This is a genomic window from Paenibacillus sp. V4I5 (assembly GCF_030817255.1).
Lineage (GTDB): Bacteria > Bacillota > Bacilli > Paenibacillales > NBRC-103111 > Paenibacillus_E.
Genome location: NZ_JAUSZB010000002.1, coordinates 5,919,470 through 5,942,989, shown reverse-complemented (window position 1 = coordinate 5,942,989; position 23,520 = coordinate 5,919,470). Strand labels below are relative to the sequence as shown.

The 23,520-nt window shown below is 45.7% G+C and carries 18 protein-coding genes; 1 reads left to right on the top strand and 17 read right to left on the bottom strand.

The window, feature by feature from the left end; translation table 11 throughout:
• Positions 1 to 24: 24 nt before the first annotated feature.
• The 7 genes from gatA to QFZ78_RS29080 form a co-directional block, all read right to left on the bottom strand.
• Complete coding sequence (gene gatA / locus QFZ78_RS29110; RefSeq protein ID WP_307552726.1) at positions 25 to 1,482, bottom strand: Asp-tRNA(Asn)/Glu-tRNA(Gln) amidotransferase subunit GatA; 1,458 nt, start codon at positions 1,480 to 1,482, stop codon at positions 25 to 27.
• A 28-nt stretch (positions 1,483 to 1,510) separates the two neighbouring features.
• Positions 1,511 to 1,798, bottom strand: a complete 288-nt coding sequence (gene gatC, locus QFZ78_RS29105) for an Asp-tRNA(Asn)/Glu-tRNA(Gln) amidotransferase subunit GatC (protein WP_057305138.1) — start codon at positions 1,796 to 1,798, stop codon at positions 1,511 to 1,513.
• A 172-nt stretch (positions 1,799 to 1,970) separates the two neighbouring features.
• Positions 1,971 to 3,266, bottom strand: a complete 1,296-nt coding sequence (locus QFZ78_RS29100) for a TolC family protein (RefSeq protein ID WP_307552722.1) — start codon at positions 3,264 to 3,266, stop codon at positions 1,971 to 1,973.
• Positions 3,267 to 3,290: 24 nt separating this feature from the next.
• Positions 3,291 to 4,508, bottom strand: a complete 1,218-nt coding sequence (locus QFZ78_RS29095; protein WP_307552719.1) for an ABC transporter permease — start codon at positions 4,506 to 4,508, stop codon at positions 3,291 to 3,293.
• A gap of 8 nt (positions 4,509 to 4,516) precedes the next feature.
• Positions 4,517 to 5,791, bottom strand: a complete 1,275-nt coding sequence (locus QFZ78_RS29090; protein ID WP_307552717.1) for an HlyD family secretion protein — start codon at positions 5,789 to 5,791, stop codon at positions 4,517 to 4,519.
• Between the two features lie 33 nt (positions 5,792 to 5,824).
• Complete coding sequence (locus QFZ78_RS29085) at positions 5,825 to 6,400, bottom strand: TetR/AcrR family transcriptional regulator (protein ID WP_307552715.1); 576 nt, start codon at positions 6,398 to 6,400, stop codon at positions 5,825 to 5,827.
• A gap of 189 nt (positions 6,401 to 6,589) precedes the next feature.
• A complete protein-coding gene (locus QFZ78_RS29080) occupies positions 6,590 to 6,970 on the bottom strand; it encodes an ATPase (RefSeq protein ID WP_307552713.1) in 381 nt (126 codons plus the stop codon).
• Between the two features lie 217 nt (positions 6,971 to 7,187).
• Between QFZ78_RS29080 and QFZ78_RS29075 the strand changes: the two genes are divergently transcribed.
• The gene (locus QFZ78_RS29075; protein ID WP_307552711.1) at positions 7,188 to 8,579 is read left to right on the top strand and encodes an MATE family efflux transporter; all 1,392 of its coding nucleotides are present in this window, start codon (positions 7,188 to 7,190) and stop codon (positions 8,577 to 8,579) included.
• A 60-nt stretch (positions 8,580 to 8,639) separates the two neighbouring features.
• Here QFZ78_RS29075 and QFZ78_RS29070 read toward each other — a convergent pair whose 3' ends face one another.
• From QFZ78_RS29070 to fsa, 10 genes are all read right to left on the bottom strand, one after another.
• Positions 8,640 to 9,893: an alpha-L-fucosidase gene (locus QFZ78_RS29070; protein ID WP_307552709.1), complete on the bottom strand. Its 1,254-nt coding sequence runs from the start codon at positions 9,891 to 9,893 to the stop codon at positions 8,640 to 8,642.
• A gap of 275 nt (positions 9,894 to 10,168) precedes the next feature.
• On the bottom strand, positions 10,169 to 13,006 hold the full coding sequence (locus QFZ78_RS29065) for a glycoside hydrolase family 3 protein (RefSeq protein ID WP_307552707.1): 2,838 nt from the start codon (positions 13,004 to 13,006) through the stop codon (positions 10,169 to 10,171).
• A gap of 24 nt (positions 13,007 to 13,030) precedes the next feature.
• Complete coding sequence (locus tag QFZ78_RS29060) at positions 13,031 to 14,728, bottom strand: glycoside hydrolase family 2 protein (protein WP_307552705.1); 1,698 nt, start codon at positions 14,726 to 14,728, stop codon at positions 13,031 to 13,033.
• A gap of 69 nt (positions 14,729 to 14,797) precedes the next feature.
• Positions 14,798 to 16,486, bottom strand: a complete 1,689-nt coding sequence (locus QFZ78_RS29055) for an ABC transporter substrate-binding protein (RefSeq protein ID WP_307552703.1) — start codon at positions 16,484 to 16,486, stop codon at positions 14,798 to 14,800.
• Positions 16,487 to 16,555: 69 nt separating this feature from the next.
• Positions 16,556 to 17,449 (bottom strand): carbohydrate ABC transporter permease, encoded by an 894-nt coding sequence (locus QFZ78_RS29050; RefSeq protein ID WP_307552702.1) that lies wholly within the window; start codon positions 17,447 to 17,449, stop codon positions 16,556 to 16,558.
• Positions 17,450 to 17,524: 75 nt separating this feature from the next.
• Positions 17,525 to 18,412, bottom strand: coding sequence for an ABC transporter permease (locus QFZ78_RS29045; RefSeq protein ID WP_307555947.1), 888 nt, complete (start codon positions 18,410 to 18,412; stop codon positions 17,525 to 17,527).
• A gap of 346 nt (positions 18,413 to 18,758) precedes the next feature.
• A complete protein-coding gene (locus QFZ78_RS29040) occupies positions 18,759 to 20,297 on the bottom strand; it encodes a response regulator (RefSeq protein WP_307552700.1) in 1,539 nt (512 codons plus the stop codon).
• 5 nt (positions 20,298 to 20,302) lie between these two features.
• Positions 20,303 to 22,087, bottom strand: a complete 1,785-nt coding sequence (locus QFZ78_RS29035) for a sensor histidine kinase (protein WP_307552698.1) — start codon at positions 22,085 to 22,087, stop codon at positions 20,303 to 20,305.
• Between the two features lie 160 nt (positions 22,088 to 22,247).
• Positions 22,248 to 22,739 carry a NanQ anomerase/TabA/YiaL family protein gene (locus QFZ78_RS29030; RefSeq protein ID WP_307552696.1) on the bottom strand — a complete coding sequence of 164 codons (492 nt, stop codon included), beginning with the start codon at positions 22,737 to 22,739 and terminating at the stop codon, positions 22,248 to 22,250.
• 93 nt (positions 22,740 to 22,832) lie between these two features.
• On the bottom strand, positions 22,833 to 23,489 hold the full coding sequence (gene fsa, locus QFZ78_RS29025) for a fructose-6-phosphate aldolase (RefSeq protein ID WP_307552695.1): 657 nt from the start codon (positions 23,487 to 23,489) through the stop codon (positions 22,833 to 22,835).
• Positions 23,490 to 23,520 lie beyond the last annotated feature (31 nt).

Here is a 23,520-nt window from a genome sequence, read left to right as displayed (position 1 = left end):
CTTCGTTACTCATGAACTATTAACCTACAATTGCGGGCGCTGCTTATGATGATCTGTATGCTGCTCGAAAGCGTGGGCTACACGCAGAAGGGTAGCTTCATCCAACGCTTTGCCGATGACTTGCAGGCCAACGGGAAGTTCGTTCACGAATCCGCAAGGTACGCTAATTGCAGGAATGCCCGCCAAACTGACCGGAATAGTCATAATATCGTTCAAATACATCGTGAGTGGATCACTGCTTTGCTCACCGATTTTGAAAGCAGGTGTCGGAGCCGTTGGTCCGATGATGATATCGAATTTCTCGAACACTTGATCAAAATCTTGCTTGATCAGGGTGCGGACTTGTTGTGCTTTCAAGTAGTAAGCATCATAGTAGCCTGAGCTTAACGCATAGGTTCCAAGCATGATACGGCGTTTGACCTCGGGGCCAAAGCCTTCGCTGCGCGACATATGGTACAAGTCCAGCAAATTGCGAGCGTTGTCCGAACGCACACCGTAGCGCACGCCGTCAAAGCGCGCAAGGTTCGAGGACGCTTCGGAAGAAGCGAGCAAGTAGTAAGCCGCTACTGCATACTCAGAATGAGGCAGTGTCACTTCTTCCCATACAGCGCCTAAGCCTTCCAGGACTCTGAGCGCTTCAAGCACTTTCTCTTTGACGGCAGGGTCGATACCATTGCCCATGTATTCTTTGGGTACGCCGATGCGCAGACCTTTGATATCACCGGTCAATGCGCTGAGGTAATCAGGGATATCCACTTTCGCAGACGTGGAATCCTTCGGGTCGTAGCCGGCGATGGCTTGCAGCAGATAGGCAGAGTCTTCAACGTTCTTCGTCAGCGGCCCGATCTGGTCGAGTGAGGACGCGAACGCGACTAAGCCATAGCGGGACACGAGTCCGTACGTCGGCTTCAGCCCGACGATACCGCAATAAGCGGCAGGCTGGCGAATTGAGCCGCCTGTGTCTGAGCCCAGCGCGAAGTACACTTCGCCTGCAGCTACTGCTGCAGCGGAGCCACCGCTGGAGCCGCCTGGCACGTAATCCGTGTTCCACGGATTGTGGGACGGATGGAAAGCGGAGTTCTCGTTGGAGCCGCCCATGGCGAATTCATCCATGTTAAGCTTACCGATCGTAACGGTTTGAGCATCCTTGAGCTTGCTAACCACTGTTGCATCATAGATCGGCGTGAAATTGGATAAGATTTTGCTTGCACAGGTCGTTTTCAAGCCTTCGGTGACCATGTTATCTTTGATCCCGATCGGAAGGCCGAATAAATGGCCGCGTTCACTGCTGCTCGCGAGCTGCTCGTCCAACTTGGCGGCAGCTTGTCTGGCGTTCTCTTCATCTAATGTAAGAAAGGCGCGAACCTTGCTTTCTACTTGCTGAATTCTTGTATAGGATTGATCCACGAGATCGGCAACTTTAAGTTCTTTGCCTTGAAGCTTCGCGTGAATTTGTTGTAGGTTTAAATCAAACAAAGACAACGACAGGCACTTCCTTTCATAATGGTTCTTATTCTAAAACAGCTGGGACTTTGAATTGCCCATCTTCGTGATCGGGTGCGTTCAGCATCACTTTCTCAATAGGGAGAGATGGCTTCGTAACATCTTCACGCATGACGTTGACTAACGGCATGGCATGGCTTGTCGGAATAACACCTTCGGTATTCAGCTCATTCAGCTGCTCGGCATATTTTAAAATGGCATTTAGCTGTTCGGTAAAAAGTTCCTTCTCATTATCACTCAGGTCGAGTCTAGCCAACTTCGCAACGTGCTCGACATCTGTTTTAGTTATGCTCAAGTTTTCTACACCCCTTTAATTAATCAGCATTTAGTCATTCTTTTCATTATATCCCAGATATTTTACGAACTCAATCCAGAAAAAACCACAAATCAAAAACCACAGCTTTCTTCTTAGCTTGGCTTAAAAGCCAGCACCAAAAAGAAGCTATGGTTGAGTTAGCGGTTAATCATTATTGGATAAAACCCGTATCCATCGCTTTCGCTTTTTCTTTTAACACGTAATACTTGAACTTAGAAGCGGCTAAGGCTGTTTCGTTCTGACGGACTTTGATTTCAAATTTATTCAGATCATGCTTGGAGATGACGCCAACGCTATAGCGAAACTTCATTTTAGTCAAATCGACCTGCACATCATTCAAGTTCCGCTGATCTGTGAGAACGGCTTGATACGCATTCTTGGCATCGTTATACGTCGCTTGAATTTTTTTAGTTAGTTCAAGCTTGGTTTGCTCATTTTTCTGCCCGCTGATGGCCAGATTAACGCCTTGATACGTTTCACCATATGTGTTCTGGGTAACCGTGTGACCCGTTTCCCATACAGCTTCGTCGATGTTATTGCCGGAGGCTTTCATTTGGTAGGATGCTTTCAGTAGCGTTGTTGTGTCTGTCTCCGTGATAGGATCTACTGAAATGGGCTCGATATCCTTGACGATCAGGTTAGGATCATAGGAAATCCCAATGTCTGTCGAAAGCTGTACTAGCCCCAACCGATAGTTATTAAGCAGCGTTGCGATATCGTCCTTATGCTTATTGATGGCTTTCTGAACTGTCTGCACATCGTCAGGTGATGCTAACCCTTGCTGCGCGAAAAGCGTAGCTTTCAGCAGGTCTTTCTCTATCACAACTTCGTATTCCTTCATGAAATCAAGCTGCTTCATTTGGGCTAATAGCTGCACATATTGCGCGATGGTTTGCAGACGGATACCTGCCTTAGCTTCATCTGACTGCAGCAGCGAATTCCGCCCATCCGTCCCGAGCTGATGTGCTGCTATACTCATTTGTGAGCGTTGGGAGGATATGATTTTATTCATGCCGCCAGCGAGAGCCCCCATTCCCTGCATCATCTGGTTCATCGCATTATTTTGCATGACGGTCCAGGCAATATCGGTTGGGTTGGTTAGGTTAGGGAGCTGTGGATTTCCCGTGTTGGTCACCTCTACCGGAGTACTCGGTAAATGTCCGGGCGTCATCGAGGCTGAACCCATTTCGTTCATTTGCTGTTCCAGATCGGCCTTTTTACTGCCTTGAGCCGCGTATTTTAGCGTTAGCAGGGCAAGGTTATGGGAATCTTTCAGCGCTTTGTCCAGCACGTATGTCAAATCCACGGAAGATATGGTTTCCAGAACGTCCGCATTGACGTATACATTTTGATTTGGATCTTGGGCATTATCGGCGAATACGAGAGTTTGCGTTGTACTTGAAAGGAGTAACAGGGCTGTAGATAAACTTATGAGCGTTTTTTTCATAAAAATCGCTTCCTTCCCATTCGGTTATAACGTGATATTCGATCCGGATCGCAGCGCAGTTCGCGTGCCTGCAGCGGTATCCGACTTCTTTTTAGAGAAGATAATGAAACGAGTTAACAACATAGCAATGAAATAAGTGAGTGCACCGGTCAAAATCAAAGAAACGCAATCATGCCAAATGACGGAAAAGTCATTTCCTTTAACAAATACATTGCGCACGCCATCTAAAAAATAAGTGAGCGGAAGCATATGCCCGAGCACCTGCAGCACTTTAGGCATGGCTTCGAATGGCCAAGTGAACCCCGATAGCATGAAGGAAGGCACCGCAATTAACATGGCAGTCTGCGTCGCTCCGAGCTGATTGCTCGAGAACAAGCTGATTAGATAACCGATACCGCTGACCGCAAAGGTAAAGCTCACAACGATGGCCAAGCCGACAAGCAAACTGCCGCTCATAGGTGCACCAAAGGCATACAAAGCGATAACAAAGGTAACGGATGTATTAAAGAAATTGATTAAGAAGTACGGAGCTGTCTTCGCGTAAGCAATGCGCCACGGATTTCTTCTCCATGCCTCGAACCGCTGCCACGTCCCAGCATCTTTCTCGCGAGTAATGGTTAAGGCAATGCCAAGAAACAGAACTTGCTGTAAAATCGCGCCAACAAGCCCGTACAGCATAAAGTCGCTGTAATTGAAAGCTGAATTGTACATAATGCGATACCGGAATGGTATTGGTGAAAGTGTGTTCATCACTTCTTCATTCTGAAGTCCTTGCTTTAGTTGGAGCTTTTTTTGTGAGTACCCCATGCTGAAGGTTGTGATCACTTCGTTAGCCCCTTTGGTAGCGGAGTTCGAAATCATCATGTTGCTGCCGTCGATCAGTGTAAGCAGCGGCAGCGTTTCGCCATGCTTCAGCTTCGCTTCGAAATTAGAGGGAATGACGAGGCCAACCTTGGCCTCTCCCGATGATAGCGCCCGCTTCACATCATCCTCTGAGTGATATTCCTTCTTGATCTGGAACGTTTCACTTTGCTCGAAGGCTTGAATAATTTGACGACTTAGAGGACTTTGGTCTTCATCGATAACAACAGTGGCCATTTCGGTCACTTTATGGTGTAAGTAAATCGATCCGAACAGCACCGTATACAAGATCGGAACGAAGAACAAGATCAGAAAAAGACGTCGATCCTTCAGAATGTGCTTCCATTCTTCTGTAATTAGCTTGCCAATCTGAAGATCCATCTCCTTCATCATCCTTCCGTTTTACCGTTCCATTGCAAGGTCATCCCTGTTGTTGCTGCGTCTGGCAATGTATTCAGTTCGATTTTGATCCCAAACGAACGAATGTCCGTTTCGCCTGAGGTTTGTGTCGCTTTCTTGATTGCGAAATCAGGAGCAGCCGCTACGGTTTTAACGGTACCAACGACTTTCTCGCCCGTTGACAACAATGTCATACTGATGTTGTTGCCTACCTTCAGTCCTGCTATAGATGTCTCCGGCATATAAAACTTAGCCCAACGTTTCTCCGTCGACTCGATCGAGAGTACAGGGAATCCGGACCCTACAAGCTCGCCAACCTGTGCGGATTGCATAAGAATGACCCCATCGATTGGTGCGATCAATTCTGTGTAGCTCAAGTAAGTCTCCGCTTCCAACTGAGCCGCTTTGGCTTGCTGTTCACCGGATTGCGCTGATTGAATGGCACCTTGAGCTTGCTGTACAGCCGCTGCAGCCGCCGCTACATCGCCCTGTCTCACCTGCACGTTTCCACGATTGGCTTCAGCCAGCTTCAAGGACGCTTGCGCTTGGGCTAGCAAAGCTTCCGCTCCGCGAATTTCTTCCTCACGTGGTCCTTGATTCGCCATGTTTAGCTGCTGCTGTGCCAGATCGCGTTTCGTTTTCGCTTCTTCGTAGCTAACCTTCACTTTATCCACGTCAGCTTGAGCAACAAGCCCTTGCTCCAGCATCGCTTTCATCCGATTCAGGTTTTGCTCAGCAATGGTGTATACTTCGGAAGCCGCTTGGAACTGAATCTCAGCTTGCTTCTTCTCTTCCGGACGCGCCCCATTATGCAGCCCATCAACTTTGGCTTGAGCCGCGCTAACAGCCGCTTTGGCCTGTGCCACTTGCTGCTCGGCTGTACCAGCCGTCACGTTGACACCGGCAATGCCCTGCTGCTTCTTCGCTTGAGCGGTCGCGGTAGCTCCTTGCGCCTCAGCGATCTTGCCTTGTGCGAGCGCGACAGCCGCTTTGGCCTGCTCGACTTTAGCTTCAATCTCTGTGCTTTGCAGGCGGGCCAGTACTTGCCCTTTTTTCACATCATCCCCTTCCTTCACGAGGATTTCCGTGACTCTACCGCCCACTTTGAAGCTGGCGCTTACTTCGTTCGATTCAATATAAGCCGTAGGATGCAGTTGGTTAACTGTATCTGTTTGGCTAGTTGCCTGTTTGGTTGTTAAAAGAAATGTACTCGTTCCGATGACAATCGCCATCACGGAATAAACCAATGGTCTAATAAAACGCATAATTACCCCTCCATGAAAAAAAATTAAAAAAAATTACTGATTCAGAAAATTACCAAAATACAACTGCAGCGTGTTCAAAATCCGCTCGTCGGTTAATGGCTCGTTCTGTTTCTGCTTTTCCCAATCAAAAACTAAAGCGACATACAGCTTGAATAAAATAAAGGCCGTCATCTTTGGGTCACAGCTCTTCATTGTGCCGTTATGCATCGCGCGTTCCATATGTTCACTCATGAACTGGATCACTTCTGTTTCGATACTGGCCATCGCCTCGATCGTTACCGGACTGCCAAATTGTTGAACCTCGTGAGCCAATTGGATCAGCAGCTCATGCTCTTTGCGAAAGACGAGAACCCCATAAATCGCACTATGAATTTTCTCGAAAGGTGTTGCCCCTTCTGCAATTGCTTTCTCGGCGACTGCTTTCATCTCGGCAATTAACGACTGTACAATTTCATGCAAAAGATCTTCCTTATTTGCGAAAAACGTATAAATCGTCGCTTTGCCGACACCGGCTATTTTGGCGATTTGATCCATCGTTGTACCTTTGTACCCAAAAAGTGAAAAAGATTTCTTCGCTGCTTCCATGATCAACAATTTTTTGGCATCCATTCGCGCACCTCAGAACTAGAATACTAAATCAGTTTTATGTTCGGATATTAATGTACCACCATTTCTTGATTTTAGCAACCCAAAAACCATGATTCTCAAGGAGCCTCTTTTGTATACGTAATCACACTAATAAAACAAAACCCGCACTAGTGAGCACTAGGCGGGTTTTGGTGTTTGATGATACATGTATTAAATCCAGGCCTTCAGGCCGATTTGTTTAATGAAGTCTTCGGTTGATTGAACATCTTTGTCTCGTTCTACTTCCTGTTGTTCACTTGGCTCACCATTCATAATTTTACGAAACAGCTCTTCGTTCTTCGTTGCAAGCGCGAAATCAATTAACGCTTCTCTCTCGACTTGGTCCGCCTGCTGATGGAGAAGAACTTCTTCAAGCTCGATATCTGACGCAGGAACGTAATAGTGTTTATTATCCTTGGGGACACGAACAACGTAATCGAAAATATTATCGTTATTGCGGTCGTAAGCAATAATATATCCATACCCGCCTATAGGCAGATTCTGTTCTAAACTATCGGCAATTACTATTATTTTCTCACCAAGACGTAGCATCTGAATTCCCCCCACCTATATAAAACAACAATTATAAAACCACAATCTATAAGTCAACCGGACTTACCCTCTACTCTACTAAAAAAAATAGTTTGTGTCCAATTGATAGAGGGATCATTCGTAAATTACGCATTTTTTTTGGAATCAGATGGAAAAAGGTATAATGAATGAAGAACTTTAAATGCAATTATCTGAATGAAGAACAAGGAGATTCCACATGAGCGAGAATACCACTAAGAAGCCACGCCCGTCTTTAACGGAAGGCCCGATTGCCAAGACGTTGATCTTATTTTCTCTACCTATTCTGCTAGGTAATGTGCTCCAGACGCTTAATGGTTCTATTAATGCCATATGGATTGGCAAGTACCTCGGTGAAGGTGGGCTTGCGGCGACATCCAATGCCAACATTATCATGTTCTTCTTAATAAGCTCTATCTTCGGCTTTGCGATGGCCGCCGTTATCATGATTGGCCAAAATCTGGGTGGACAAAAGGTAGAAGAAGCTAAAAAAGTTGTCGGCACCAGTGCGGTCTTTTTCCTCATTCTTTCCATCGTCGTTGCCTTATTCGGGCTGCTTTTCTCCCATACCATTTTGGACTGGATGAATACACCTGCGGATGTTAAGGATCTTGCCGTGACGTACACGCGAATCATTTTCGCTGGCGTCCCATTTATGTTCGGTTTTAATCTCATCATGGCCATATTACGGGGTTCAGGCGACGCCAAGACTCCTTTCTACTTCCTGCTTTTGTCTGCCGTTTTGGACATTGTGCTTAATCCATTGCTAATTCAAGGCATGGGACCTTTTCCAAAAATGGGGATAGCCGGCTCGGCTGTCGCAACCTTTGTGGCACAGCTGATAAGCTTCGTGCTGTTGATCGTGTATTTGTATCAGAAAAAGTATTTTCTGCGGATTACGAAAAAGGATATTCCCCTGCTTCGCATTAATTGGATGATCATACGGACTCTGATTCAAAAAGGACTGCCGATGGGATTGAATATGGTCGTGGTTTCCCTAAGCAACTTAATTCTCATCCATCTCGTGAACTCCTATGGTTCTGAATCAACCGCTGCCTTCGGCGTTGCGATGCAAATATCCAGCTATGTGCAAATGCCCGCAATGGCGATTGGCGGTGCTGTGACTTCCATGGCCGCGCAGAACATTGGTGCTGGGAGATGGGACAGGGTGAATCGAATTACGTGGACCGGTGTTGGGTTTAACATCATGATGACGGGACTTATTGTCGTTATTCTTCATTTGTTCAACCGTGAGGTCGTCAGTTTCTTCCTTCCTCCTGAGGGCAAAGCGATCGAAATTGGGGTACATATTAATAATTTAACGCTATGGTCGTTTATTATTTTTGGCGTTTTCAACGTCGTTGCGGGCGTAGTTCGTTCTGCTGGGGCTGTTGTGTTCCCGCTTATTGTTGCCTTTGTTGCTTTGCTGCTTGTACGTATTCCTCTTGCCACTATATTAGCGAACAAGTATGGATTTGATGTAATTTGGTGGAGTTTCCCTATTAGTTTCAGTGTAGCAGCTGCGATGAACTTGCTTTATTATCGCTTTGGGAAATGGAAGCAGGCTAGGATGATTCCAAGTAAAACGTAGAAAAAAATCTGCTTAGTCCGTAATTAGGACTGGACAGATTTTTTTATCTCAACGTATGTGTTAAGTTAATTCCGCTTCCGCTACCCGCACGACAAAATCCATACCGTAGGGATAACCGGAGGCATAAAAACTGAACAAGTCCGCTTCCTGGTTTTGAACAAACGGCAAAGATTCCCCATTGTCCAACCACTTTACGGAACGAATCGGAACCTTTAATCCCGTAAACGCCCTCGGGCCAATACCGCCTCCGCCAAGTGTGACATTAGAATGTCCATTCGATCCCAAGTCGTGAACAAAGAAGTATAACTTCCCTTTATCTCCCTTCAAGGCAAAATCAGCACCTACACCTTGGATGCCGGACGGAGTTACGCTATAAATGGCTTCCTCATACATGTGTACCCAAATTCCCATGGTTTCCAATAAAAATTTTTGCAACGAATCTACCATTCCCGAACCGGTAGGACCAATGTTCAGCAGATAATTTGCTCCTACTTTCCTGCAAACGCAAATGGTTTCGATTAACTGCTTTACGGACTTGGTCTGAAAGTCTTTTAACCCATACCCCCAATGATTATTAATGGTTTGGCTCATTTCCGCAGCGACGTACTTGCTTCTGCCGCGACGATCGAGCGGGGTTGGCCGTCCTTGTTCGAAAGTCACACTGTCAATCTCCGGATGACCGTATTCCCCACGATGATGCAGCCCGGAATTATTGACAATTATCGCCTCGGGCTGATACTTGCGAATCATGCCGTACAGCTCATCCTCCCTCCAATCAGCCAAAGGTTTGTCCCAATTGCCATCAAACCAAAATCCACCAATTTTCCCATAATGCTTGCATAGAACCTCTACAGATTTTATTAAATAGTCCAAATAGGCATTAAAATCTTCCTGATAACTTTCCTGATACCAGTCGATTGTCGTATGGTAGAAAAATGGAACAATTCCTTCCTCTCGGCATCCGTCCACAAATTCAGCAATGAGATCGCGTCCTGCCAGACTGTGAGGGGCATCATAGGTAGAGAGCCCCCTTGTATCGTACAAGGAGAAGCCGTCATGATGTCGAGTCGTGAGCACGATATACTTCATACCGGCTTTTTTCGCTAGACTCGCAATCATTTTTGCATCAAAATTCTCTGCTGAGAACGTATCTGTCAGCTTCCGGTACTCTTCCTTGGCGATTCGATCAATGTTCATGACCCATTCCCCTCGACCCAACTGTGAATATAATCCCCAGTGAATAAACATGCCGAAGCCCATACGTTCGAAAGCGGCCACATGCTGTGAAGGCTCGGGAATTCGGTTTAAATCCATATTACTTATCTCCCCCTATTTGAAAGCGCTAACAAAATATACTGAATACTATCAACTTAAAGTGCGAATCATTTATTCTTACTCCTAGTACATATTTTACCTGCTGCATTTTTTGAAAAATACCCTCATTCTTCTGTTAAAAATCATTCTATAATTAAGGTTTTTGCGATTTTGCCATACAAGGATAACGGCTCCGTCGCCTTCAGCAACTAATGAAAAAAAAAGATTGCCCAGGACCTCTGGTCCAGATGCAATCTTTTTTCAGTAGCTTGCGCTTAACTGTCTGTGTGCAACCGGAACCAACTAATCTGCACAGTTCCGTCAAAGCGCAGATAAACATCACGAATTCCAGCAGCACCTGACAGATCAGCCTTGACCGTCGTCCAAGCCTGCCAACCGCCCGTAGGCGGCACGGTGCAGATACCTACAAGCAGTCCATCCGCCGCGTCGAGACGAATTTCGATCTTCGCACCCGCTTCCGCTTGGGCAACGCGGGCTTCAAATGCATCCACTCCACTGCCCAGGTCGGCGCCACGAAAGGCAATCCAGCCTGCCGCACCTTGATTGCGTAGGCTCGTTCCTCCGCCTTCGCGGCATGCGTCTAAGTACACGCCTTCATAGTCGTCATAGTTAGCGGCGCGAACAGGACCAATCAACTTACGAGGCGGAATCGTTTCTCCGTGCACGGAGAAAGATGCTTCCGCGTGCAAACTGCCTGAAGAAGAGCCAACCATTATCGTGTAAGCACCGCTTTCCACACAATACCGGTCACGCGTTACATCCCAAAAAGCAAGCTCCGTTACTGGAAGCGTAAATGTCACAGATTCGCTTTGACTAGGCACCAGATGCACGCGCTGAAATCCTTTCAATGTCTTAAGCGGACGTTGAACGCGAGACTCGTTAGCACGAACATATAGCTGGACAACCTCATCTCCAGCCAGGTTTCCGATGTTTTCAATGCGGATGGAGACCTTCAACTGTTCATCGGCATCGAGGTCTACAGAGCTAAGCCGCAGATCACTATATTGAAAATCAGTGAAAGAACGCCCATGACCGAACGGGTAAAGAACTTCACCATCAAAGTACTGATACGTTCGTTTCCCTTTGATGATGTCATAATCCATCAAATCCGGGAGCTGGTCCGTAGAACGGTACCAGGTCATGTTCAGTCGGCCCGCCGGATTATAATCGCCGAACAACACATCTGCAACGGCGTGACCAAGTTCTTGTCCGGCGTGGGAGCTGTAGAGCATAGCAGGGATATGCTCATCTTCCCAGTTAACGGCAAACGGGTAGCTGCCGACGATAACCACAACCGTGTTCGGATTTGCTTCGAACACGGCGCGAATGAGCGCTTCCTGCGCAGGCGGAAGCGTCAGGTCTTGGCGATCAACGCATTCCTTACCGTTGATGAATGGGTTGTTGCCGACGAAAACGACGGCGGCGTCGGCAGATTTAGCGGCATCCACCGCTGCGCGGATGCCGTCCTTCACGACGTCGATCTCGAAGCAATCGACGTCACCTGGCTGACCGGCTCCGCCGCTGACGGTCAGCAGCCCGCCCTCTCCGGCCCTCACCTGCTGGCCGGCCCATGACTTCATCACGGCATCGGCGCCTTCCAGCGCCTCGAAGCCGAAGGCTTCCTTGACGAACCAGCCGCGGGCTTCGTCGGCAGTTGCCGCGAGACAGCCGTCGTCCGTCTCGGTGACGAACTTGCCGCTGTCGGCGGCGCGCAGCGTTACGCTGCCCCAGCCCCAGTCATCGCGGTCGAACAGGACCGCGTCGGCCGCGTCCGTGCAATCGGCAGCGAGCAGCTGCTGCGCATCATCGCTAAGCCCAACGTACGCGCCTGTAGCTTTGTTACGAAGCCTTATCCGATCGCAAGCCTCTTCGAAGAGGACCGTCTTCCCAGCCATCTTCTCCTGAATCCCTTGCAGCGGTGTGATTCGATATGGAGGTGTACCGCTGTACCAATCCGTATAAACGTTATTCGCGAGTGGACCTATAACAGCAATCCGCTCCAACCCACTTTTCAAAGGCAAAGCCCCATCGTTCTTTAGCAATACGATCGATTCGCGCGCAGCACGTAGGGATAACTCCGCATGCTCGGGTGCGCACAGTTTGGATTCTGGTGTATGGGCATAAGGGTTACCTTCCTCAGGATCAAATTCCCCTAGTCTAAAGCGGACACGGAACGTGTTCCTTAGCGCTTGGTCCAAGTCCTCTTCATTCAGTAATCCTTGATCTAGTGCGTCGTGAATGGCGCGAATCGAAATCTCCTGATCATCTGTTATGCTGTCAATACCGTTCTTTATCGATTCCGCAACCGCTTCAGCGTAAGAATGCATGTGTTTATGCTCGCGCACCGTGCCTATAACATCGCCTGCATCGCTAACAACAAAACCATTCATCCCCCATTCACCCTTCACAATCTCGTTCACATCTGGATTCAGATTGCAGAGCGTGCCGTTGACGGCATTGTAAGCCGTCATCATCGAAAGAGCACCACCCTCTGTGAAGGCTGCCTCAAAAGCTTTCAGATAATATTCCCGCATATTGCGCGGATCGATGCTGACCGAACACTCACCTCGGTCAACCTCATTGTTATTCCCAAGGAAATGCTTTAACGTGGCAACTGCCTTCAAATAGAACGGGTGCGGCCCTTGCATACCTTTCACCAGCTCCGTAGAAATCCTCCCTGTCAGATAAGGATCTTCTCCATAGGCCTCCTCCGTACGCCCCCAACGAGGGTCGCGTTCCATATCAACGGTAGGCGCCCATATCGTAAGTCCATTAATTGCAGGATTTCTCTGAAAATATACCCTTGCCTCATCAGCAATGGCTGAGCCAATTTCACGGAGCAATTCCGGATTCCATGTACATGCTAGACCGATATTTTGCGGGAACACTGTCGCTTCGCCCAACCATGCAATTCCATGTGCCCCTTCCGTCCCATGCTTATATGGTTTTACATCAAGGCGGGGGATTTCCGCCTGATACTGACACATTAGGTTTATTTTTTCTTCTAGCGTGAAACGGGAAACCAAATCAATAACACGCTCTTCGAGCGGTAATTCCGTGTTTTGAAACTGAAAAGTAGTATTTGTGTTCATTGCTAGCTCCCCCCTCTAATTTCATCAGCCATCTTTACGGTAAAAATCGCGCACCGTCTCATACGTTAGCTTGGGCCTGCGATACGCATCCACGATCCCTTTACTGTTCTGTGTCATCGCTCTTGTCAGCAACCATCCGGTTCCTTCCGTGACCCGGCAATCGCAGAATTGCCAGATGAACATGCCAGATATGTAAGGACGCTTCAGAAAGTGTTCCAATGCTTTACCAACAATATCTGCCTGGCGCTCTTCTGTGCCTTTCACTCGTGGGGGTGCGCGGAATCCATAGTAGCCATCCGCGCCGAACTCACTCATAATGAATGGCTTATCTGTTCCGCCTGCTTGATCCGCCCATTTCTTTATTCGGTCACTTAAGTGTCCTGGCTCATCATCTACGTACCATCCCGGATATACGTTGAATGCGACGATATCAGCCAAATCCAAGCATATGTCGCTGAAGTGATGATGCGACGCGTAGCTAAGAGGTCTGCTCGCATCCATATGGCGAAGTTGTCTCAACTGCCGTTCATAGTGCACTCTCCCTTCATCCGTATCGCTCGAGCACTCGTTAAGAATCCCCCAAATGATAATCGAAGGGTGATTATAATGATTTTCAACCATTTCACGGTTGCAGTTCTCACATTGCTCGGCAAAGAGTGGGTGGCGCATTTGTTCCAGCGACAAACCGCGTGCATGATTTTCCTCCCACACATAGATCCCGCGCTCATCACACAGATCAAGAAACCGCTGATCGTACGGGTAATGGGTTGTACGAATTGCGTTCGCACCCATATCTTCGATCAGGTCTAAATCAGCCACCATCAGCTGCAGCGGTAATGCAGCTCCAACCAGAGGGTGATCTTCATGTCGGCAGACTCCCTTTAACTTGATCTCCTGCCCATTTAAACGGATTTGTCCATCTTCCGTCCTTATAATACGAAAGCCGACACGTTCAATTAAGTCATCAATGGGTTCAGCGATACCTTGATCATATAACCGCGTTTCCAGCAAATACAGCTGGGGAGATTCATGCGACCAAGGGGTTACACCAGGAAAAGCCAAAGTTCGGGAAATCTCTATCGATGACTCTGCTTCAATTTCGACAGTGCCAACAACGAAATCGACATCCGCGAGTTGTCCTTTAATTTCAATAACTCTTATTGTACTTGAAACATTCCGCACCAAAACGTTTATGGCCCCGCTCCACTCCCCATCTTCATATATCGGGGTAACATGTACCCTCTCTACAAACACTTCCGCAATCTCCTCAAAAACAGCAGGACGAATGATTCCCCCATAGGTATAGTAGTCATTAGGAACATGTAAAGCCGATGCTTCAGAGAACGAATTATCTACCCTAATGACCAACTCATGCATGCCTTCCGGAGCATCAGGGATAACAATAGAAAATGGTGTATAGGCATTGTAATGATGCGCAACAAGTCGGCCGTCGAAATAAACATCAGCTGTATGACTTACACCGTGAAACTCGAATCGTATAGGTCCTGATCTCGAGACCGTAACCTTCCGTCGATACCATCCGTGTCCACGATACGTCTGAAATCGGGGATGCGTTTCCCAACACCCTGGCACGGGTAAGCTGAAATCGTATGTCGTTGGGAAAACCGAGTCCTCAACATCTTCTGAAGTGGTTGTGAACTCCCACATTCCCTCTAACTCATCTATTCGGCGAATTCGATGCGTTTGGAACAGCCTGATCATGAGTACCGACTCCTTTCTTGAAAAAGAGCCCGTGAGACACGGACCCTTTCACTCATTCGTGCCATACGTCTATTCGTTCCAGAGCTTCACTCTATCTTTAACCATCTGGGTAAACTGTTCACCCATTTTCTTCACGCCGACTTTATCCAGGTCTGCCATGAAAGCATCCCACACTTTATCAAAGTTTTCAGGCTTCGCCAGAATCGCTTCTGGAATCCGTTTTTTCATAATATCTTCGGATTTTTGAAAGGTTACTTGCAGATCTGAGCCTGTTGGATGATTAATTGTCCAGGCTGCGCCGTATTTTCTAACTGGAAACTCTTCCGGCTTCGGCCACAGATCCAAATACGTTGTAGCATTGTAAGCTTTTAAAGTATCTTTGTCTGCTTGTGTATAGTTTTTTTGGATTTGTTCAGGGAAAACAGGATTATAATAGTTTCCGGACGGATCTTTAACACCATCTCCATAGCGCGCGGACAACCAGTAGTTTGCTATACCATTTTCTTTCTTATAGGCGCTCGGATTGTTTGTCTTCTTGTCCTGCGCCTCAGGTGTAATGACACGTTTTCCATTTTCCACCTTATAATCGACGCCTTCAATTCCCCAGTTTACCAATACTTGGCCTTCATCTGAAGCAAGCCAATCCAAGAACTTGATCGCACGAACGGGATCCTTGGCTTTTGTTGTTATACCGATTCCATTACCAGCTAAATAACCTGTATCTTGAAAGGCGTGATCTTTGATATTCTCATTCATTGTTACCGGGAAATGAGCATAGGTTTGATCAAATTTGCCATCTTTCTTCAAGACGTTTTCACCTTCGCCATACTCCCATTTTTGGTCTATCAAACCAAGCACTCGACCGCTGGCAATTTTGGCTTTATATTGATCGTATTTTTGCACAAAGCTTTCCGGATCAAGTAGTCCGATACTATTCATATGATTGAGCCATCTGAAATACTCTTTTTCTTCCGGACGCAGGAAATGGTACTTGCTTTCATACGTATTCTGATCGATATAGAATTCTCCGTCATCCGGTGCTCCTGTGGTGTAGAAAGCCGGATTCGTCACAGATATAAGGATACGCCAGTCGTCTGCGAGCAGCGAAAGTCCAATTGTTGGTTTCCCATCAATGGTTGGGTGTTTCTCTTTGTATGCTTTAATAGCGTTCTCATAATCTTGCAAGGTCTTGATTTTCGGATAGCCAAGTTCCTTGAGAACCTGATGTTGAAGTTCAAAGCCGCCTTCCGAATCAAAATACTTTTGGTTCACCTGTGCGGTTGGAAGCTGATAAATAGCATGATCTTCATTACTCAGACGAAGTCTTTTAAAATAATCGCCATATACTTTTTTGATATTAGGACCATACTTATCGATGAGTGGCGTAAGATCCAGCATGGCACCGGCATCAATCAGCTTTTGTGTATCGCCTTTCGCCATAACTAGATCGGGGTACTCGCCGCTGGAGGCCATGAGCCCTACTTTTTGATCGGATGGGCCGACCGGGAATTCTATTTTAAGCGTAACACCTGTTATTTCTTTAATTTTCTTGCCGACTCCGGATTGCATATCGTCCCAGTCTTGGTTCGGATCTGCGCTATATATCGAGAAAGTGATTGGCGTTGTATCGTTAGAACTTGTTGCATTTGTACTGTTTGGCGTTGCCGATGGTTGTGCAGCGTCTTTGGTGCAGCCCGTTGCTGTAACAATTGCTGTAATAAGCAAGACTGCCGTCATTGTTGCCGTCTTCTTTTTCATGCGGTGTTGCCCTCCCCTTATCATGTACATGCTATTGTAAACAGAAAAACCTGTAATTACTAAATACAATTAACTCTTCACAGCACCAAGCGTAATCCCTTTAACAAAATATTTTTGCAAAAATGGGTAAACAAGCAGAATCGGTACAGATACAACCATTGTAATCGCCATTTTGATGGACTCAGGCGATACTTTTGCTACATTTTGCACAATATTGGAATTGTGCGCTTCGTTGCCGCTTTGTGTACTCTGCAGCACCTTCATTAATTCATATTGCAGCGTCGTCAACTTTTCATTCGAGCTATTATATAGAAAAGTATCGAACCAAGAGTTCCAATGCCCAACCGCAATGAACAAGGCAATCGTTGCCAACACTGGCTTGCAGAGCGGCAGTATCACCCTCCAATAAATCGTAAAATCACTGGCTCCATCGATTTTTGCCGATTCTTGCAAGGCGTAGGGCAGTCCGTCAATATAAGAACGAATAATGAATACGTTCCATACTCCGAGCATGCCGGGAATAATATAGACCCAGAATGTATTGATCATGTGCAGATCGCGCATCAGCATGTAGCTGGGAATTAATCCGCCTGAGAAATATAGGGTAAGCGCGAATAACATGGAAAACGGTTTTCGTGCTTGGAAATCTCTGCGTGCCAAGACAAACGCGACCATCGAAGCACTAATTACTCCTAAAATTGAACCGATTACTGTACGCAGAACTGAATTTTGGAAACCTTTGATCAGACCGGGAAAACGAAATATCGATTCATAATTTTCCAATGTAAATGCGCGAGGCCAAATGTGAATGCCGCCCCTTACCGTATCTACAGATTCGTTAAAAGAAATGGCTAACACGTTCAGAAAGGGATATAAGGTAGCAATCGCTGCGATAGTCATGACGATATAGAGAAACAGGTCGAAACCAATGTCGATATTACTTCTCTTGAATTGTGTCTGCATGTTTTCACCTCCTAAGAGTTTTGCTTTCTAATGATTTTCGCTTCAGGAAAACTTGCATCATAATCACGGGCTCTACTAGATAATGGTCTCTTTGGTGACTTTCTTATAAATGGTATTTGCAGTTAACACAAGCATAATGCTTACAACTGAACTGAAAATGCCAACTGCCGTACCAAATGAGAATCGTCCTAATTGAATCCCGTATTTGAGCGCGTACAATTCAAGAACTTCCGAATAATCGGTCACCAGCGAGTTTTGCAGCTGAAACTGCTTTTCAAAGCCGATACTGATTAAACTACCAATCGATAAAATGAATACGACCATGAAAGTTGTCCGAATACCTGGCAGCGTAATGTACCAAATGCGACGAAATCGGCCTGCTCCATCCACAGTAGCCGCTTCGTATTGCTCCTGATCGATGCCCGCCATAGCAGCCAAGAAAATGATCGAGTTCCAGCCTGTTTCCTTCCACATATCGGAAAAGGTTACAATCCCCCAAAACCAACTGCCCTTGGCCATAAACTGCATAGGTTGATCGATAATATGCAGCTTCAGCAGAAGCTCATTAATTCCTCCATCAATTGAAAGCATCTTCGTTACCAAGCTGGCTACGACTACCCAGGATACGAAATGGGGTAAATAAGAGATTGTTTGGATGGAGCGTTTGAATAACTGTCCTCTCAACTCATTCATCAGAACTGCAAATACGATAGGCACTGTAAAACTAACAATAAGCCCCAAGATACTCATAGCGAGCGTATTGCGCAATACAAGGTAAAATCTCTCATCCATGAACAATTGTTTGAAATTATCAAGCCCCACCCACTGCTGGTTCAGTATCGATTTCCCTGGTTTGAATTTCTGGAATGCCATGAGCCAACCCCAGACGGGAAGGTAACTGAAAATAATAACCCATATGACAAAAGGGATAGACATCATGTAGAGATACCGCTGCTGAATCATCGTTCTCCAAAACCGCTTTGACTCTTTTCTCTCCGTCAGGAGGGTGTGTTTGTCAGTAGCTAGCGTTTTCATTAAATCCCTCCTAAGAGCTTTCCAGAGAAAAGCTTTCTGCATAAGTGATACCTGCGTTTTGCGGAACATACTGGTTTCGTAAACACCAGTCATTGGCCTATGTTTTTATAATACTGGACGGGCGCTGTTTAAAAAACCACGCAAATTCATCATTAAATCATGTCAAAATAGCGCTTACACAATGATGGGCTTCACTTGCAATCAACAGAAAACAAAAAAATGAGAAGGCAAGAGTAACCCTGCCACCTCATTTTTTTTCTGTTCCTCTAAGTTCTCAGCTTTTTAGCGACTTTCCTTTAAAAGAGGAGGGTGATTCCCCTACATACTTTTTAAACTTGCTGTGAAAATAGTCCGCATTTGGGTATCCGACACGGAGTGCGACTTGATGAACTTTGAGGCCTTCTCCCAGCAGCTCGATCGCTTTTTGAATGCGAATTTGGTCAAGGTAGGTATGAAAGTGCGATCCTGTGTAATTTTTGAAAATTTTGCCCAAATACCCGCTTGTATAGTTAAATAACTCGGCCAAAGTATCCAGCTTCAGATTCTCATTATAATGCCGTTCGATGAAATCGAGGATCTGTTTGAGCACCGGTTCATTGCTGGAGCCGCTGATTTGAGTTGTTAATTCGTGCAATTGACTGCTGATCCGCTGTTGCATGGTTTCAAAGTTCGGCTGTTCAAAAATGTCAGTGATCATCGGCATCGAATTTTGCACGACCGTATACGTCTTATCGCTAAGTCCAGCTAATTTATTCAGTACAATAGAAATAAGCTGAGCGTAGTGGGTTTTGATCCCATGTTCGCTGCGTTCATAGGCGATAATTTCATAGCTTGCCCGCTTAAGACACTGCTCCAAGCTTTCTTTATTTCCCATATCCATGGCATAGTACATCTTCTCAGCAAGTGAGGCAATATCCAGCGAATCAAGCTTTTCACGCGGTTCTTCTTCAGACTGCCTAACAATAAGTTCGTTGTTAAAAAGAAAATGCTCCTTCAACAAATCGGCAGCTTCTGAATAGGAAGCGCTAACATTTGTAATCTGCTTAACAATAGATCCAATGGCGGCAAAAAAGAGTGTATCGTTCAGGATGGATTTGATGTCTTCATAGATTATTTTCCGTTTTCGTTCATCCGTGACTGGATCTACAAGTAAGACCCCAACGTAGGAATTTGCTGTGAATACAAATCCCCGTCCTTTCTCCTCAAAGAGTTGGGCCAGCTTTCCCTTTACCAGCTGTTGGCCATGCGAATCCGTCACTTGCAGGCTTGGTAATTGAAGCAGCAGCACTTGATAACGGTCTAAATTTGGCCCCATACGAGAAGCTATGTCCGGAGGCAGGATCTCTTGCTTTTCATCATTTTCTACCAATAAGGCTTGTATCCAATCTTCTCTTCGTTTCGTATCTTGCACAGATGTAAGCCGAACCATTTCTGCTTGTTTCTGTAAATGGAAACGGATGCGAGTCAACTCTATAATCATTTCTTCTTCGTCCACAGGTTTGAGGATATAGCCATCCACTTGCCCCACGATCGCCCTCTTTGCATATTCGAAATCTGCGTAACCGCTCAAAATGAGAAATCGGCACAAGGAATCCGTTTTACGAATTTCTTCAATAACCTGCAGACCATCCATCACGGGCATGCGAATGTCGATAATGATTAAGTCTGGCGCCAATTCAGCGTACTTGCTCATCGCTTCTTTACCATTCATAGCAGCGCCTACAATTTTGAAACCATACTGCTCCCAATCAATTAAAGTTTGCAGGCCGGCGCGAATCATTGGTTCATCATCTACAATTAATATAGAAAACATCCTATTCACTCCTTGATCGGTATGGAGAAGGTAATCCTCGTTCCCTTGCCTTCGTTGGTGTTGATCGATAGGCCATATGCCTCCCCGTACATTAAATTCAATCTTTGATGTACATTGCGCATGCCAATTCTATGCTCTTCTTTATCTTCCGTATCTTGCATCGTTTGTTCTATTTCCAGCAGTCTCTGGCTACTCATCCCCATCCCATTATCGGTGACTTCGATTTGCAAGTGAGCCTCCCTAACGCTCGCATAGATTCGAACAACTCCGTTATTCTCGATAGACTCCAAACCATGAACCACCGCATTTTCTACAATCGGTTGGATAATTAATGGTGTAATCTTGATCATGCTTGCCTCTGGTGCCATATGGATTTCATAATTCAGCCGATCACCAAAGCGGAATTTCTGAATGTCCAAATAGCCGCGTACCATTTCCAACTCGTCCTTCAGGGGAATCAGGCTTCCCATAATCTCAAGCTTTTTCCTCATCAACTTCCCAAGTGTTCTGACAATCCCCGAGATTTCGGTTTCTCCTTTAAGATGAGCTTTCATCCGAATGGATTCCAATGCATTAAATAAAAAATGGGGATTAATCTGGCTGGCCATCATTTTCAGCTTAATCTCTTTCTGCCTTAGCTCTAACTGGTTATTGACCCGATTCGAATGGTGAACTTCGTCCATAAGCTCGTTAATGCTTCTGACCATATTATTAAATTGTCTGGATAACATCCCAATCTCATCCTGACCATCGATTTCCGACGTTGCGTTAAGATCCCCTAAAGCCACTTTATTGATCTGCCGATTCAAATGAAGCATCCGTGATGTCAACATTTTCGAAAGGAAAAAGATGAGCACGAATACAATAACCAGACTTATTAACGTGATGGACAAACCCATATAACTGATTTGGTTTGCTTTACCAACAATACTCGCCACAGTGAAAACGGATACAATACGTAATCCACTATCACTTAGTGCAGGGATCAAGTCTTGAATAAGCATTTTGGAATCCTGTCCATTAAATCGCGTCTGGTAGGTCCCTTCCGGTTTATTCAAAAAATCTTTGGCAAAGTCTAATTCACTAACGTTTTTACCTACCCAATCCGTGTTCTTGGCTGCCACAATGCTGCCTCTACTGTCAAAAATCATCGTGTCAAACAGTTCTTTGCTTACAATGGACTGAAGTTCACCCGGATTCACATTGACCACCAAGACCCCACTTGAACGGTAGTTAGGAAAATAAATTTTTCGTACGAGGCTTAAATAGGTAACGTTATTTTTGGTTTCATCCTCGATTGCGTACCAACTGTTCCTGTCCATTTTCTTGTTCATCGCTTCTTGATACCAAAAAGATTGGATAATAGTATCTGTAGGTTGAATAAAGTTCCAGTTGTTTAAAGTCGTCGGATTGGTCGTATAAAATCGGATATTAGTAACCTCTTTATACAACTTGGTAAAATCATCGAAATCCGAAAAATCTTTATAAGCGCTTACAACATCATAAACAGAGTGATATTCCGTATTCACAATACGTTCCAATCGTTGATTGATGACCAATTTATTGGAAATCTCAATCGGTACCCTGAGAATATCCGAAGCCCGGTTGCTGATTTTCTCAACGTTGTTAGACGTTTGGCCGATAGCATCATTCAGAACCGTTTGTCTGAACTCTCGGGTTAAATACACACTAACAATCAGCACCGGAATGATACCAACCAAAATAAACGCCAGAATGATTTTATTTTTAATGCGAATATTGTTCGTCTTTTTTATCAAGGTTTGGAGCACTGTTATCACCACTCTGGACTACAAAATATAGTACTGATCATTATAATACAGTTCCAACCTAAAGGTATACATGATGAATTTGCCAGCTTTTCATGTCTAAATTGAAAAAACTTTCCGCAGCTATGCGTAATGCTGGGGAAAGTTCGGAGTAATGCTGGAGCTACAGCGCCAGAAGGTCTTTATGAATTTTAATGACGATCTTTTTGTTGCTCTTAGCCTCAGTAATGGAACAGTTCGGACGGTGGATGTCAGATGGGAAGCAAACCGCAAACATGCCGGGCTTCAGAAGAATTTCTGTTTCTTGCTGTACCGGATCTGACTCATAGAAGGCGATATCATGGGTATCGAACTTATCATCGACCACTTTCGCGTTTGGATGCAGCTTGTAGAAACTAAGCCTTTCCTCCCCGCTTACTAGAAACTGAATATCTGTATACACCATATGGGACTCAGGCATCTGCTCGTCAAAGGGACGGGTTACAACTTCCTGCACATTGGCAAACATCAAATGGCCATTATCACCTTCAAGGTCATATCTCCCAACTTCCGCCTCACCTAACTTGCGATTCAAAATGTAATCGATCCCTCGCGCTACAGCCTGCGGCCAGAGATGACGTTCCTGCTCAAAATGCTCAACATCGCTAATAATCAAGGTCATGGCTCCTTTTATGACTACGAATAAAAACTTACCTAAAACAGAAAAAGCAGAAAAAAGACCCGCTTCTTACAGCGAGTCTTCCTACGCTTAAAACTTTTCTTGTTTAGCGCCTTCCCAATCGGCCAAAAACTTCTCGATCCCCGCATCTGTTAGCGGGTGCTTGCTCATGGACTCGATAACTTTGTAAGGCACTGTAGCAATATGCGACCCTGCAAGCGCAGCTTCAATCACATGAGCGGAGTGACGAACGCTGGCAGAGATGATTTCTGATTTGATACCGTGTACTTGGAAGATTTGGCTGATTTCTTTAATCAGATTCATACCCACTTGGTTGATATCATCCAAACGTCCGATAAATGGTGATACGTAAGTTGCTCCTGCGCGTGCAGCCAGTAAAGCTTGCGTCGAGCTGAAGATCAAGGTTACGTTCGTTGGGATGTCAAGTGATCTGAACACGCTAGTCGCTTGAAGTCCATCCAACGTCATTGGAAGCTTAATGACAACATTTGGGCTTAGTTTAGCAAGCTTCTTGCCCTGCTCAACCATTTCATCTGCTTTCAGTGAAACGACTTCTGCACTAATCGGTACATCGCCGACGATGGAGATGATTTCTTTCACTGTTTCGAAGAAGTCTCTACCTTCTTTAGCAATCAGTGAAGGGTTGGTTGTTACTCCTGCTACAACACCTAACGCGTGAGCTTTGCGAATTTCGTCTACATTGGCTGTGTCGATAAACAATTTCATCCTGTATCCCTACCTTTTCTCCCTTTTGTGG

Bases quoted from the DNA above. Each gene is read 5' to 3' on its own strand.
- QFZ78_RS29075 (WP_307552711.1), top strand. From the start codon at position 7,188: ATGAGCGAGAATACCACTAAGAAGCCACGCCCGTCTTTAACGGAAGGC.
- QFZ78_RS29085 (WP_307552715.1), bottom strand. From the start codon at position 6,400: ATGGATGCCAAAAAATTGTTGATCATGGAAGCAGCGAAGAAATCTTTT.
- QFZ78_RS29100 (WP_307552722.1), bottom strand. From the start codon at position 3,266: ATGAAAAAAACGCTCATAAGTTTATCTACAGCCCTGTTACTCCTTTCA.
- QFZ78_RS29045 (WP_307555947.1), bottom strand. From the start codon at position 18,412: ATGATTCAGCAGCGGTATCTCTACATGATGTCTATCCCTTTTGTCATA.
- QFZ78_RS29050 (WP_307552702.1), bottom strand. From the start codon at position 17,449: ATGCAGACACAATTCAAGAGAAGTAATATCGACATTGGTTTCGACCTG.
- QFZ78_RS29080 (WP_307552713.1), bottom strand. From the start codon at position 6,970: ATGCTACGTCTTGGTGAGAAAATAATAGTAATTGCCGATAGTTTAGAA.
- QFZ78_RS29070 (WP_307552709.1), bottom strand. From the start codon at position 9,893: ATGGATTTAAACCGAATTCCCGAGCCTTCACAGCATGTGGCCGCTTTC.
- QFZ78_RS29090 (WP_307552717.1), bottom strand. From the start codon at position 5,791: ATGCGTTTTATTAGACCATTGGTTTATTCCGTGATGGCGATTGTCATC.
- QFZ78_RS29055 (WP_307552703.1), bottom strand. From the start codon at position 16,486: ATGAAAAAGAAGACGGCAACAATGACGGCAGTCTTGCTTATTACAGCA.
- QFZ78_RS29095 (WP_307552719.1), bottom strand. From the start codon at position 4,508: ATGGATCTTCAGATTGGCAAGCTAATTACAGAAGAATGGAAGCACATT.
- QFZ78_RS29065 (WP_307552707.1), bottom strand. From the start codon at position 13,006: ATGAACACAAATACTACTTTTCAGTTTCAAAACACGGAATTACCGCTC.
- QFZ78_RS29040 (WP_307552700.1), bottom strand. From the start codon at position 20,297: ATGTTTTCTATATTAATTGTAGATGATGAACCAATGATTCGCGCCGGC.
- fsa (WP_307552695.1), bottom strand. From the start codon at position 23,489: ATGAAATTGTTTATCGACACAGCCAATGTAGACGAAATTCGCAAAGCT.
- QFZ78_RS29060 (WP_307552705.1), bottom strand. From the start codon at position 14,728: ATGATCAGGCTGTTCCAAACGCATCGAATTCGCCGAATAGATGAGTTA.